This window comes from Amycolatopsis sp. NPDC049688 (assembly GCF_040674975.1).
Classification (GTDB): domain Bacteria; phylum Actinomycetota; class Actinomycetes; order Mycobacteriales; family Pseudonocardiaceae; genus Amycolatopsis.
This window is the reverse complement of the sequence record NZ_JBFANY010000004.1, coordinates 646,583-659,978: the sequence shown is the minus strand read 5'-3', so window position 1 is coordinate 659,978 and position 13,396 is coordinate 646,583. Positions and strand designations below refer to the sequence as shown.

Below are 13,396 nucleotides of genomic sequence, written 5' to 3'. Positions count from 1 at the left end.
CCCGTCGCCGTCAAGTACGCTGAGCCGACCATGACCGCTTCCCGACGTGTGCTGCGCGCCGACGCCCGGCGCAACCGCGACGCCATCCTCGACGCCGCCGGAGAACTGTTCGCCCAGCGCGGCGACGCCGTCCAGATGGAGGAGATCGCCGACCGCGCCGGGCTGGGCGTCGGTACCCTCTACCGGCACTTCGCCGACAAGCAGGCCCTGCGGGCGGCGATCATCGGCCGCCGGTTCGAGGAGATGACCTTCCTCGCCGGGGCAGCCGAAGAGGTCGGCGACCCGTGGGCGGCGTTCGAGTCCCTGCTGTACGGCTACCTGGAGGCGGCGGAACCCGACGCCGCCTTCCGCTTCGCGCTCCTCGGCCCCGAAGAGCCGAGCTGGGGCGACATCGAAGAGCAGAAAGCCGCCTTCTCGGAGATCGTCGAGCGCATCGTGCGGCGCGCGGTCGAAGCCGGCCGGCTGCGCGCCGACTTCGGTCCCGGGGACTTCGTCCTCATCACCCGCGCGGCCATGGCCAACATGGCGGGCGACGGCCGGTGGCGCCGGCTGATCGACCTCCAGCTGGAGGGCATCCGCGCCTGAACACGCAGCGAGGGCGTGGCACCCGCGTGCCGCGCCCTCATTGCTGCGTGCCGGTTACGCGTCCAGGTCCCGGGCGATCAGCTCGGCCAGCGCGTCGACCGAGGCGCGGGCGTGGTCGCCCTCGGCGGTCAGCTCGACCTCGTCCCCGTGGGCCGCGCCCAGGGTCATCAGGCCGAGGACGCTGGCGGCGTCGACCGGGTCGCCCGGCACCCCACCGGTGATCTTGGCGATCTTCACCTTCGCCGGCTGGCCGGCGGCGGTCTTCGCGACCAGGCCCGCGGGCCGGGCGTGCAGCCCGACGCTGCTGGCGACGAGCGTGCGGCGTTGGTACACAGTGGACTCCTTCACGCGTTGACGGGCTGGCCGGAGACGGCGGCGGAGCGTTCCGCGGCGCGGAAGCGCACCTGCTTGAGGGCGATCACCGACCCGGCGGCCACCGCGGTGCCGGCGATCAGCGCCACCAGGAACAGCAGCGGGCTGCCGATCAGCGGCAGGACGAAGATGCCGCCGTGCGGGGCGCGCAACGTGGCGCCGAAGGCCATCGACAGCGAGCCGGTGACGGCCGAGCCGAGCATGATCGACGGGATCACCCGGAACGGGTCCGCCGCCGCGAACGGGATCGCGCCCTCGGTGATGAACGACGCCCCGAGCAGCCAGGCTGCCCGGCCGTTTTCGCGCTCGGCCTCGGTGAACAGCTTCTTCCGCACGGTCGACGCCAGCGCGAGCGCCAGCGGCGGCACCATCCCGGCCGCCATCACCGCGGCCATGATCTGCAGCGAGCCGGTGGCCCCGGTGGTCAGGCCGCCGACGGCGAAGGTGTAGGCGGCCTTGTTGACCGGGCCGCCCATGTCGAAGGCCATCATCAGGCCGAGCAGCGCGCCCAGCAGCAGCGCGCTGGCCCCGCTGAGGCTGTTGAGCCAGTTCGTCAGCCCGCTCGTCGCGGCCGCCATCGGCTTGCCGACCACGACGTACATCAGCACACCGACCACGATGGACCCGAGCAGCGGGTAGACGACCACCGGCATGATGCCCCGCATCGCCTTCGGCACGCGGACCTTCTTCAGCCACAGCACCACGCCACCGGCCAGCAGACCGGCGACGAGGCCGCCGAGGAACCCGGCGCCGACGGTGACGGCGATCGCGCCGCCGACGAACCCGGGGGCGATGGCCGGGCGGTCGGCCATCGCGAAGGCGATGAACCCCGCCAGCACCGGCACCAGGAACTTGAAGGCGGCGCTTCCGATCTGGAACATCAGCGCGGCCCAGCCCGCCACCGAACCGGCGTCGAAGTGCTCGGTGACCGCGGGCGCGTCGGAGATCTTGTAGCCACCCAAGGCGAAACCGAGGGCGATGAGCAACCCGCCCGCGGCGACGAACGGGATCAGGTAGCTGACCCCGGTCATCAGCCACTGCCGGATCTTCGTCCCCGCCTTGTCGTTCGCGCCGACCTTCGAGGTCAGCTCCGGCGCGGCCGCGGGAGCCACGGGCTCGCGTGCGGCGGCCTTCGCGCGTTCGAACAGGCCGGCGGCGTCGTTGATCGCGGCCTTGACCGGCGCCTCGACGATCGGCTTGCCGGCGAACCGGTCCCGGCCCTGCACGGCGAGGTCGGCGGCGAAGATGACCGCGTCCGCGCTCGCGATGTCCTCGGCGGACAGCGGTTCGGACCCGGCCGACCCCTGGGTTTCGACGACGATCTCGTCGCCGTTGGCCTGGGCGGTCTGCTCCAGCGACTCGGCCGCCATGTAGGTGTGGGCGATCCCGGTGGGGCAGGCGGTGATGGCGACGAACTTCATGATCAGGCCACCTCCTGGCGGATGTAGTCGGCGACGGCGGCGGGGTCGGCGGCGTCCAGGAGGTTCTGCTTGAACTCCGCCCGGACCAGCCGCCGGGCGAGCGCGGCCAGCACCTTGAGGTGGTCGCTGCCGCCGCCTTCCGGTGCGGCGATGAGGAAGATCAGGCGCGCCGGGCCGTCCGGCGCGCCGAAGTCGATGCCCGCGTCGCTGCGGCCGAAGGCCAGCGTCGGCGCGGTGACCGCGGCCGAGCGGCAGTGCGGGATGCCGATGCCGCCTTCGAGCCCGGTGGCCATCTGCTCCTCGCGGGCGGCGACGTCCTTCAGGAACAGGTCGAGGTCGGTCACCCGCCCGGCGTCGACGAGCCGCTGCGCGAGGCCGCGGACGGCGGCCTGCTTGTCGCTCGCGTCGAGGCTCAGGTCGACCAGGTCGGCGGTGATCAGGTCCAGGGTGGTCATGCGGCGGCTCCGCTGAGGGTGAAGGTGGGGTCGGCTTCGAGCACGCGCACCTGGTCGGGGTGCACGTCGTGGGGGGTGGGCATGCGGCTGCCCTCCTGCGCGACCGCGGCGGTGCCGTAGGCGACCGCGGTCCGCAGGGCTTCGGGGCCGGTTCCTCCCGCGTGGAGGAACCCGGCGAGGGCGGCGTCTCCGGCGCCGACGGTGCTGCGCACGGCCACGAGCGGGCCGAGCGCGTGGTGCGTTCCGGTTTTCTCGACGAGCACGGCACCGCGCGCGCCCAGGCTGACCAGCACGCGGCCGACACCGCTGTCGATCAGTTCCCGGCAGAACGCGACGACGTCGCCGAGCAGCGGCAACGGCCGGCCGGCGAGCTCGGTCAGCTCGTCGAGGTTCGGCTTGAGCAGGTCCGGGCCGCCCGCGCAGGCGGCGGCGAGCGGCGCGCCCGAGGAGTCGACGGCGACCTTCGCGCCGGCTTCGTGCGCGAGCTTCGTCAGCCGCGCGTAGAAGTCGTCGGGGACGCCGGCGGGGAGACTTCCGCAGCACACCAGCCATTCGCCACGCGCGGCCAGCTCGACGGCCCGGCGTTCGAGGGTGGCCAGCTCGCCCGCGGAGATCTCCGGGCCCGGCTCGTTGACCTTCGTCGTGGTCCCGTCGGCTTCGACGAGCGTGATGTTGCTGCGGGTCGACCCGGCGATCGGCACCGCGACGACCGGGACGCCTTCGGGCGCGAGCAGGTCGGCCAGCCGCTCGCCGACCGGGCCGCCGGCGGGCAGCAGTGCGACCGTCGGGGTGCCGGCGGCGGTCAGCGCGCGGGCGACGTTGACGCCCTTGCCGCCGGGGTCGAGCCGGACGGCCTCGGCCCGGTTGACTTCGCCGCGGCGCAGGCCGGCCAGCCGCGCGGTCCGGTCCAGGCTGGGGTTGGGGGTCACGGTGACGATCACGCCAGCACCACCTCCGGGCCCGCCTCTTCGAGTTCGGCCACCGCGCCGGCGTCGAGGCCGCTGTCGGTGACCAGGACGTCGATCTCGGCCAGCCGCGCGAACCGGCTGAGCTGGTCGGTGCCGTACTTGCTGTGGTCGGCCAGCAGCACCCGCTTGCGGGCGGCGGCGACCACGGCGGCCTTCACGGCGGACTCGGCCATGTCCGGCGTCGTGCAGCCGTGCTCGGCCGAAAAGCCGTTGGCGCCCAGGAAAGCGACGTCGACGAGCAGGCCGTCGAGGGCGTGCAGCGTCCAGGCTTCGACCGCGGCGAGCGTCGTCCCGCGGACGCGGCCGCCGAGGATGTGCAGCGTGATGCCCGGGCGGGTGGCGAGGATCGAGGCGACCGGGATCGAGTTGGTGATCACCGTCAGCTCGCGGTCGGCGGGCAGCAGCGTGGCGAGCCTGCTGGTCGTGGTGCCCGCGTCGAGCAGGATCGAGCCGCGGTCGGGCACCAGGTCGAGGGCGGCCCGCGCGATGGCGTCCTTTTCGGCGGCGTTGGTCTGGTCCCGCTGCGCCACTTCGGGTTCGAAGTCGAGCCGCTCGACGGCGACCGCGCCGCCGTAGACGCGGCGGACGACGCCCTGGCGTTCGAGGACGCCGAGGTCGCGGCGGATGGTCTCGGGGGCGACACCGAGTTCGGTCGCGACGTCGTTGACGTCGACCCGGCCGTCGCGACGTGCGCGTTGCGCCAGGAGCTGATGCCGTTCGGCGGCGTACATGCCCGTTCCTCTCCGATGTTTGCCCGTTGCCGTTTGATTGTGCCCGTTGTTACCGTACTGTCAATCCCCAGTTACGAGATCCTTTGCCCCCGGAGGTCATCCCATGCAGCTGTCCGGAGTCGGAGTCAGCCCGGGCCGGGTCGCCGGTCCCCGCGTCGTCGTGGCCGCTGACCTGCCGGAACCCGCCTCGACGCCGCCTTCCGGCGACCTCGGGGCCGAAGCGGGCAAGATCGGGCCGGCAGCGGCTTCGGTGGCGACCGCGTTGTCCGATCGTGCCCGTTCCGTGTCCGGAGATGCCCGGTCTGTGCTGGAGACGACCGCGGCGATGGCGGCGGACCCCGCCCTCCTGGCGTCCGCGGAGAACCTGGTCCTCGAACGTTCGCTGCCGGCGCCGCGAGCGGTCTGGGAGGCGGCGGGGGAGTTCATGACGGCGCTGCAGGCCGCAGGCGGCTACCTGGCCGAGCGCGCGCGGGACGTCGCCGACGTCCGCGACCGGATCGTCGCGGCGCTGCTGGGCGTGGCGCCGCCGGGCGTCCCCGAACTGACGTCGCCGAGCGTCCTGGTGGCCCGGGACCTGGCCCCGGCCGACACGGCGGGGCTCGACCCGGATCTGGTCCTGGCGCTGGTGACGGCGGAGGGCGGCCCGACGAGCCACACGGCGATCCTGGCGCGGGCGCTGGGGATTCCCGCGGTGGTGGCGTGCGCCGGTGTGCTGGACCTGGACAGCGCGGGCCTCGCGGTCGACGGCTCCGCGGGCACGGTGACCTCGTCGGACGGCACGGTCCGGGCGCCGGCCCGGACGTCGCGCCCGACGTGGGACGGCATCGGGCAGCTGGCCGACGGCCACCGCGTGAAGCTGCTGGCCAACGTCGGATCGCCGGCGGACGCGGTCGCGGCCGCGGCGGCCGGCGCCGAGGGAATCGGCTTGTTCCGCACGGAGTTCTGCTTCCTGTCGGCGGCCGCGGAGCCGACGGAGGCGGAGCAGCGGGCGGCGTACGCGGCGGTGTTGGCCCCGTTCGCGGGGAAACCGGTCGTGGTCCGGACGCTCGACGCGGGTTCGGACAAGCCGTTGGCGTTCTTGCCGATGGGCGAGGAACCCAACCCGGCGCTGGGCGTCCGGGGGCTGCGGGTCGCGTTCGACCGCCCGGAGCTGTTGGACCGCCAGCTGTCGGCGATCGCGGCAGCGGGCGAGGAGACGGGTGTGGAGCTGTCGGTGATGGCCCCGATGGTGGCCACGGCGGCGGAAGCGGCCTGGTTCGCGGCCCGCGCCCGCGCGGCGGGGATCGCCAGGGTGGGCGTGATGATCGAGATCCCAGCGGCGGCGTTGTGCGCGGAGGCGATCCTGGCTGCGGTCGACTTCGTTTCGCTGGGGACGAACGACCTGGCCCAGTACGTGTTCGCGGCGGACCGCCAGCTGGGCGCGGTGGCGGCGTTGAACGACCCGGCCCAGCCGGCATTGCTGCGCCTGGTGGGCATGGTCGCGGAGGCGGCAGCGGGCAAGCCGGTGGGGGTGTGCGGCGAAGCGGCAGCGGACCCGTCGCTGGCGCCGGTCCTGGTGGGCTTGGGCGTGACATCGCTGTCGATGAACGCGGCGGCCCTGCCCGGCGTGGGCGCGGCGCTGCGGGAGGTGGACCTGGAGACGTGCCGCGTCAGGTCACGATCGGATCGCCGAGAGCCAGTTCGGGCGGCCGCCCCGGCCGGGTGACGACGACGGCGGCGGAGCCGAAGGGAGACGCCGCCGCCCCCGGCCGCGACATCTCGAGCCGCAGCACGCGGGCACCGGAGACGTCGACGTCGATTTTCGCCGGCTTCCCGGCCGAGACGTCGTGTTCACACCGCGGCGTCCCGTCGAGCACCACCCGGACGCGCCCGACCTGGAACGGGTCCCGGGCGTCGTCGAGCACCCCGGCGACGGTGCTGAACCGCTGGTAGTGGCCGCCGAGGTCCAGTTCGACGAACCCCGGCCCCCTGGCGGACGGCGTGCCCGGCCGCAGGACGATGCTGCTTCCGTAGTGCAGGCCGTCGATCCACGCGTCGCCCCGCCGCACCCCGGGGCTGGCGCACGTCCACGGCAGTTCCCCGGCGGGTAGCCGGCGCGGTCCCCGTGCCCCGCCGCGCCAGACACCGCGGCGGGGCATCTCGTGCTTCCCCCGGCCCGTGATCGCGGCGAGCAGGTCGGCGACCCCGCCGTCGGTGAATTCCGCGATCTCGTACCGGGTCATGGAGTAGGGGTTGAGGAACTCGGGGATTTCGTCGATCGACCGGCCGGGCAGGACGACCGGAAGGACACGGCGGGTGCCGTCCTCGAGGTCCCTGGTCAGCTTGTTGCGGATGATCGCGGTCTCGAACTGGGCGCCGCGGCCTTCGTCCGGCGGTGCCTCGCCGTCGGCCCGGGCCCGGTACAGGGGAGACGCCACGACGATGACGAAGTCCGCGGCTTTGAGGTTCCTCGTGGCCCACAGCGACCAGTCGATGCGGGAGTTGTCGTACCACTGGTCGAGCACGACCTCGAGGCCGATCCGGCTGTGCAGGAAGGTCGCGAACCGGCGGACCAGCTCTTTGTGCTCCTCGGAGTCGTGCGAATAGCTGAAAAATACCTTCGGCGGGTCGGGCTCGGACATCGGCTTCCCCTCGGATCGGTCGGTGAATCACCGATCCGCGAGATCGGTTTTCCGCAAACGATTCGGCCCTCATGCGGCATGTTTGCCTGTCATATATCGGCCGGTCCGCGGATTGTCAAGGGTGCGTTTTCCGACCGGCGTGGACGCTGGCCAGCTATTGTCCTGAATCTGTCAGGTTTCCCGTCTTCTTCGGCGGCCATCGGTGGATCTAGGATCGATTCTCCTGGCGGGAGCGGTGAAGGAGCGGCGGCACGCGTGTACGAGTACGACGTGTTCATCAGCTACCTCCGCACCGCAGGCGACATCTCGGCGTGGATTCGCCACCATTTTCACCCGCGTCTCCAGGAAGTGCTCGACAACAACCGGTACGAAGACGTCCGGATTTTCTTCGACGACCAGGTCCGGGTCGGAGCCAGCTGGCCGGCGGAACTGAGTTCGGCCCTGCAACGCTCACGGGTGCTGGTTCCGGTCTGCTCGCCGAAGTACTTCCGGGACGAATGGTGCCTGGCCGAGTGGGCCTCGATGGAGGAGCGGGAAGCATTGACCGCCGCGCCGCCGAGGATGCGCCGGCGGCCCCTGATCTACCCGGTGATCTTCTGCGATTCCCGGCACTTCCCCGACTGGGCCCACGCGCGGCGCCCGCGTGACCTGCAGCAGTGGAACCACCCCTTCGAGCACTTCCAGACCGCGCCGGCCTACCTCGACTTCAACCAGCAGATCAAGCAGATCGCCGTGGAGCTGGAGGAGCTCATCGACCGGGCGCCGGAGTGGCGGGGCGACTGGCCACTGCGCACCCCGGCCCCGGAACCGCCGCGGCGGGCGCGGATGCCGAGGTTCTGACCGATGCCGGGGACGATCTTCACCTTTTACTCCTACAAGGGCGGCGTCGGCCGGAGTTTCACCCTGGCCAACATCGCCGTGCTGCTCGCCCGCTGGGGCCACCGCGTGCTCTGCCTGGACTGGGACCTCGAAGCCCCCGGGCTCGGCGACTACTTCCGGCCGCAGCTGCCCGCGCCGCCCACCGGGGGTGTGGTCGACCTCGTCGACGACTTCCGGCACGGCCGGTTCGCCCCGGAGGCGCGTATCCAGCGGCTGACCGACGTCGGCTCGCTCGACTTCCTCGCCGCCGGCCGGGACGCGCCCGGTTATGTCACCCAGGTGCAGGAAATCGACTGGGACGGCCTGTACGACGACGGCTTCGGCGAATACCTGGAGAAGTGTCGTGAGCGCTGGGTCGCCCGCTACGACTTCGTCCTCGTCGACAGCCGCACCGGGATCTCCGACATCGGCGGGATCTGCACGGCGCACCTGCCGGACCACCTCGTCCTGCTGTTCACCGCCAACCGGCAGAGCATCCTCGGCGCGGTGGAGGCGGCCCGGCGTGCGGACGCGGCGCGCAACCTCCTGCCGTTCGACCGCGCGCGGCTGACCGTGCTGCCGGTGCTGTCGCGGTTCGACAACCGGGAGGAGTACGACCGGTCCGAGGCCTGGCGCCGCATCGTCGTCGACGAGACGGCCGAGCTGTACCGCACGTGGCTCGACCAGACGGTCGAGCCGGCCACGATGGCCCGCCACCTCACCCTGCCCTACGTGTCCTACTGGAGTTTCGGCGAGCAGCTGCCGGTGCTGTCGGAGCAGACGCCGGGCGCGGACCAGATCGGGTTCGCCCTGGAGACGGTCGCGGCCGTGGTCGCCTGCCGGCTCGACCGGACCGATCTGCTGGCCGAAAACCGCGACGCCTACGTCGCTTCCGTCCGGGCGAGCCGGCAGGAGTTCAAGCACGATCTGCGGGTCAGCGTCCCGCGCACATCCGTCGACACGGCGAATGAGCTGGTCGCCGAACTCGAAAAGCGAGGCGTGCGCGCAGTGAAGTCTCTCTCGGGCGACCGTTCGCTGCTCGCCCGGGCCGAAGACGACGCCCGGCACCTGTGCCTGGTCGTCGACGGCAAGGTCAGCCGCTGGCAGGCGGCCGAGGTCGAGCTGTTCCTGCACCGCACGCTCGGTCAGGACCGCCGGGTGATCCCGATCCTGACCGCGGGCACCGAGGCGTCGTCGCTGCCGGGCTACGTCGGGAACCTCCGCTACCTGCGCCTGAGCGGTGCGCGGGGCCCGGCAGAGGTGGCCCGCGACCTGGTCGGCCAGCTGAGGGGCTTCACCCCGCTGGTCGACACCGACGACGACGCCGACCTCCCGGCGTTGCTCGGCCAGGCCCGCGAATCCCGCCTGCGCCCGTCCCGGTGGGACCTCGTCGACGAGCTGGTCACCGCCCTGCAGACGGCGGTCGGCGCCGGCGACAGCGGCCGCACCCGAGACCTCGCAACGGACCTCGCGGTGGCGGTGAAGCCACACGCCCCCGACGGCGGCGACCACCACCCGGCCCCACCGGAAGTCCGCCGGTCGATCGACTGGCTCCTGCGCACCCTCGACACCCGCGCCCGAACCACGACGCCACATCGGAAGGATCCCGGATGACCGACCGCTTGGGACACAGGCAGACCGCGGCGATGTTCACGCTCATGGTGCTGGGCCGCGAGGTGCCCAACCCGGAGCTGAAGGAACTGGTGGGCTTCACCCTCACCGGCAAGGAACGCACACAGCTGAACGACAGCGGCTACGTCGCCAGCGAGAAGGCGGGCCGCACATTCGTCCACCAGCTGACCGACAGCGGCTGGGCTTGGTGCGAGAAGGAGCTCGGGGCGAAGAAGCCTCCGCCGCCCCGGCCGCAGAGCACTCTCTGCACGGTGCTGTACCTGGTGCTGGGCGGGTTCGACGACTTCCGCCGCAGCCGGAACCTGCGGCTGGCGGATGTCTTCGGGAACTTGGCTTCCCCGGAGCCGGCCGAAGATCTCGAAACCCGGATCCGGGTCGCCTACCGGGAGCTCGTCCGGGAGCCCCGTGGGTGGGTCGCGTTGGTGGACCTGCGCCCGAAGCTCGGCGCATCGGCGGCGGAGGTCGACGTGGTGCTCAAGGAACTGAGCCGCGCCGGCAAGGCGCACCTGGTTCCGGAGGACAACCGCAAGGCGCTCACCGCGGCCGACCACGAGGCGGCGATCCGCATCGGCGGTGAGGACAACCACCTGCTCTCGATCGAGGCGTAGCGATGGACGAGCTGAAAGCACTGGCGACCCTGAGTTTCGACTGGGCGGACACCCCCGACCACGTCTGGCGGGATTCGCCCTACCACGTGGACGGCTTGCATACCGACGCGCTCGCCGCGCTCGACATCGGCATCCGCGAGGCTGTGTCGAGCGACGGACCCAGCCCGATCGGATTGGTCCTGCAGGGGTTGAAGGGGGTCGGCAAGACCCACCTGCTGGGCTTGGTCCGGCGCCGGGTGCACCGGGCGCGCGGGTACTTCTTCCTCGACGATGTGACCGCGGCGGAGGCGTTCTGGGAGAACACGGCCGAGGCTCTGCGCCGCGGGCTGGCCCGGCCGGACGATTCGGGCGAGTCGCAGCTGAGGAAATTCCTTCTCCGGGTTTGCCTGCGCGCCCACGTCGATGCCGAGGTCGAGGCCAGGATCAGGCATGGCCGCGGGCTGACCGTGGACGATGTCGAGGCGTTCGTCGACGGGGTGGAGTCGCTCGACGAGGTGGTCGCCGACGAGTGCGGCGATACGGCCCGGGCCCTCGTGCTCATCGCGAGCAAGGACCGCAGCGCCAAGTACATCGGTGAGGACTACCTCGACGGCGATGCCGAGCTGACCGCGGAAGCCCGCAAGTGGAACGTCTACTCGCGACCGAAACCCTCGCGGATTCTGGTGCAGGAGATCACGCGGCTGCTCGCTCTCACCGGCCCGGTCGTGATCGCGGTGGACCAGCTCGACACCCTCATCGCCCGATCGGTGCAGCGCACCGAGGCGATCGGGGACAGCGCCGAGGAGGATCTGCTCGTGGCGCAGATCGCCGACGGGCTCATGGGGCTGCGGGAAGTCACCCGCAAGACCCTCACCGTGCTGGCCTGCCTGCCCAGCACATGGGAACAGATCAGGACGAAGGCGGCGGGCACCGTAACCGATCGCTTCCGCGAAACGGTGGCACTCGGCCGGATCACGGATGCCCGAGTGGGTCGGGCGCTGGTGGAGAAGCGGCTTGGCGTGGCCTATCGAGCCATGGATTTCACACCGCCGCATCCGACTTGGCCGGTGGCACCCGTGGCGTTCGACGAACCCTGGGATCAGTGGACTCCGCGGCAACTGCTCAAACGCATCGGCGCGCACATCGAACTCTGTCTCCGGAGCGGGCAGGTCAGGGAGCTGACCTCGTTCGACGAAAAGGTCCCGGTACCCGTCGCGCCCACGCGTACCGAGGTGGAGAACGACCGGTTCGCCGAGCTCGATGCCGAGTTCGAGAAGCTGCAAGCGGAAGCGGATCCGGGCGCGCTGCTTGCCGAGAAGACCGTGGACAAGGTCATGCCGGATCTCCTCTCCGCGGCCTTGCGCTGCTGGGTCACCGAGGTGGGGGACGACGAGCTGGAGTGGACGTGCGAACGCCAGAACGGGCGGAGCGAGGTGCACGCCTGGCTGTCCCGGACTCTCGACGAGGCCGCGGATCTGCAGGAGCACTGGGCATTCCGGGCGATCGCGGCCCGTGATCCGCGTGCCGCGCTGAGCCGGTTCCGCAAGGCCCGTTCGGCCGCCGGGCAACTGCACGGGGCCGCCAACCGGCACCTCGTCATCCTCCGGGATGCCTGGGGCCGCGGTGCCAAAACCCGGGAAGAGGTCGAGAAGTTCGCCGCCGCGGGCGGGCGGACGATCCGGCTCTCCGATGCCGACGTGCGGAAGTTCTGGGCGTTGCAGAAGATGCTCGGCAGTGGCGGCCGCGAGCTTCACGAGTGGCTGATCGACCGCCGTCCCGCCAGCAGGTCGGACCTCCTGTCCGCCGTGCTGCCGGACAAGCCGTCCGCCGTCCTTCCCGAAAAGCCGTCCGGACGGCCCGCCGAAGCCACCCACCCCCCACCCGCCGACGGCGAAATCACCCTCGGCACCGTCGTCGGCTCCGGAGAACCCGTCCGCATCGAACTCTCCGCTCTCCGCAAACACGCCGCCGTCTTCGCCGGGTCCGGTTCCGGGAAGACCGTTCTTCTCCGGCGGATCGTCGAGGAATGTGCCCTCCTCGGCGTCTCCGCCATCGTGCTCGATCCGAACAACGACCTCGCGCGGCTCGGGGATCCCTGGCCGGAACCCCCGGACGGCTGGAAGAACGGCGATGCCGAACTCGCCGGGAAATACCTCGCCGACACCGATGTCGTCGTCTGGACGCCCGGGCGGGCCACCGGGCGGCCGCTCGCCTTCCGGCCGCTGCCCGACTTCGGGGGCGTTCTCGACGACACCGACGAGTTCACCGCTGCCGTCGAGGTGGCCGTGGCGACGCTCGCTCCCCAGGCGCGGCTCACCGGGGCTACCGCGAAAGCCAAGATCGGGCTCGCCGTGCTGCGGCAGGCCGTCACCCACCACGCGCGGACCGGGTCGCGCAGCCTGCCGGACCTCATCGAGCTGATGGCCGACTTGCCCGAGGGCGTCAGCAACCTCAACGACGCCAAGCGCATTGCCGCGGACCTGGCCGAAATGCTGAAGGCCGCGATGGTCAACGACCCGCTGTTCGCCGGCGGTGGCGAGCCGGTCGATCCCGGGACGTTGCTCACGCCGAAGCCGGGCAAGCGGGCTCGCGTCTCCGTGATCAGCTTCGTCGGGCTGCCCGCGGAGGAGCAGCGGCAGAACTTCGTCAACCAGCTGCAGATGGAACTGTTCGCCTGGGTCAAGCGCAACCCGGCGGGCGACCGGCCGCTGGGCGCGCTGTTCGTGATGGACGAAGCCCAGACGCTGGCGTCGTCGGGCAGCCTCACGGCGAGCACGCGCAGCACGATCGTGCTGGCTTCGCAGGCGCGCAAGTACGGCCTGGGGCTGCTGTTCGCCACGCAGGCACCCAAGGGCCTGCACAACCAGGTGGTCGGCAACGCCATGACCCAGTTCTTCGGCCGCCTCAACAGCCCGGCCCAGATCGCGGCGGCCAACGAACTCGCCCGCGCGAAGGGCAGCCCGGTCGCGGACATCTCCCGGCTGGAACGGGCGCAGTTCTACGTGGCGGGGGAGGCCTTCGGGTTCCGGCAGGTGGCGACCCCGCTGTGCCTGTCCCACCACCCGGCCAGCCCGTTGCGGCTGGAGGAGGTGATCGCCCGGGCGAAGGAGGACTGAGGGGCGGTCGATCCGGGCGGGGTTCGTTCGACGCAGGGGTAAGCGAACCC

12 protein-coding genes are annotated in these 13,396 nt (G+C 71.7%); 6 read left to right on the top strand and 6 right to left on the bottom strand.

The features are described 5' to 3' along the window. Positions 1-30 precede the first annotated feature (30 nt). Entirely contained in the window at positions 31-585 is a 555-nt protein-coding gene (locus tag AB0J55_RS18420) for a helix-turn-helix domain-containing protein (RefSeq protein ID WP_364249298.1), read from the top strand. Positions 586-639: 54 nt separating this feature from the next. Here AB0J55_RS18420 and AB0J55_RS18415 read toward each other — a convergent pair whose 3' ends face one another. Genes AB0J55_RS18415 through AB0J55_RS18395 form a run of 5 tightly spaced genes read right to left on the bottom strand, consistent with a single transcriptional unit; the run spans position 640 to position 4,532 of the window. Beyond that, on the bottom strand, positions 640-918 hold the full coding sequence (locus AB0J55_RS18415) for an HPr family phosphocarrier protein (protein ID WP_364249296.1): 279 nt from the start codon (positions 916-918) through the stop codon (positions 640-642). A gap of 11 nt (positions 919-929) precedes the next feature. Continuing rightward, positions 930-2,378 (bottom strand): fructose-specific PTS transporter subunit EIIC, encoded by a 1,449-nt coding sequence (locus tag AB0J55_RS18410; protein WP_364249294.1) that lies wholly within the window; start codon positions 2,376-2,378, stop codon positions 930-932. Between the two features lie 2 nt (positions 2,379-2,380). Then, positions 2,381-2,833 (bottom strand): fructose PTS transporter subunit IIA, encoded by a 453-nt coding sequence (locus AB0J55_RS18405; RefSeq protein ID WP_364249292.1) that lies wholly within the window; start codon positions 2,831-2,833, stop codon positions 2,381-2,383. Continuing rightward, positions 2,830-3,774, bottom strand: coding sequence for a 1-phosphofructokinase (gene pfkB / locus AB0J55_RS18400; RefSeq protein WP_364249290.1), 945 nt, complete (start codon positions 3,772-3,774; stop codon positions 2,830-2,832). The genes AB0J55_RS18405 and pfkB overlap by 4 nt, the downstream gene beginning before the upstream one ends. Then, positions 3,771-4,532, bottom strand: coding sequence for a DeoR/GlpR family DNA-binding transcription regulator (locus AB0J55_RS18395; protein ID WP_364249288.1), 762 nt, complete (start codon positions 4,530-4,532; stop codon positions 3,771-3,773). The genes pfkB and AB0J55_RS18395 overlap by 4 nt, the downstream gene beginning before the upstream one ends. Positions 4,533-4,635: 103 nt before the next feature. Between AB0J55_RS18395 and AB0J55_RS18390 the strand changes: the two genes are divergently transcribed. Beyond that, positions 4,636-6,237, top strand: coding sequence for a putative PEP-binding protein (locus AB0J55_RS18390; protein ID WP_364249286.1), 1,602 nt, complete (start codon positions 4,636-4,638; stop codon positions 6,235-6,237). Here AB0J55_RS18390 and AB0J55_RS18385 read toward each other — a convergent pair. Beyond that, complete coding sequence (locus AB0J55_RS18385; RefSeq protein ID WP_364249284.1) at positions 6,182-7,153, bottom strand: SEFIR domain-containing protein; 972 nt, start codon at positions 7,151-7,153, stop codon at positions 6,182-6,184. The two genes, AB0J55_RS18390 and AB0J55_RS18385, sit on opposite strands and share 56 nt — an antisense overlap. 255 nt (positions 7,154-7,408) lie before the next feature. On the opposite strand from AB0J55_RS18385, the gene AB0J55_RS18380 reads away from it, so the two are divergent. Genes AB0J55_RS18380 through AB0J55_RS18365 form a run of 4 tightly spaced genes read left to right on the top strand, consistent with a single transcriptional unit; the run spans position 7,409 to position 13,346 of the window. Next, the gene (locus tag AB0J55_RS18380; RefSeq protein WP_364249282.1) at positions 7,409-7,993 is read left to right on the top strand and encodes a TIR domain-containing protein; all 585 of its coding nucleotides are present in this window, start codon (positions 7,409-7,411) and stop codon (positions 7,991-7,993) included. A gap of 3 nt (positions 7,994-7,996) precedes the next feature. After that, positions 7,997-9,625, top strand: coding sequence for a CATRA system-associated protein (locus AB0J55_RS18375; RefSeq protein WP_364249280.1), 1,629 nt, complete (start codon positions 7,997-7,999; stop codon positions 9,623-9,625). Continuing rightward, positions 9,622-10,251, top strand: a complete 630-nt coding sequence (locus tag AB0J55_RS18370) for a hypothetical protein (RefSeq protein ID WP_364249278.1) — start codon at positions 9,622-9,624, stop codon at positions 10,249-10,251. Before AB0J55_RS18375 ends, AB0J55_RS18370 begins: the two co-directional genes overlap by 4 nt. Positions 10,252-10,253: 2 nt before the next feature. Then, positions 10,254-13,346 carry a DUF87 domain-containing protein gene (locus AB0J55_RS18365; protein ID WP_364249276.1) on the top strand — a complete coding sequence of 1,031 codons (3,093 nt, stop codon included), beginning with the start codon at positions 10,254-10,256 and terminating at the stop codon, positions 13,344-13,346. Positions 13,347-13,396 lie beyond the last annotated feature (50 nt).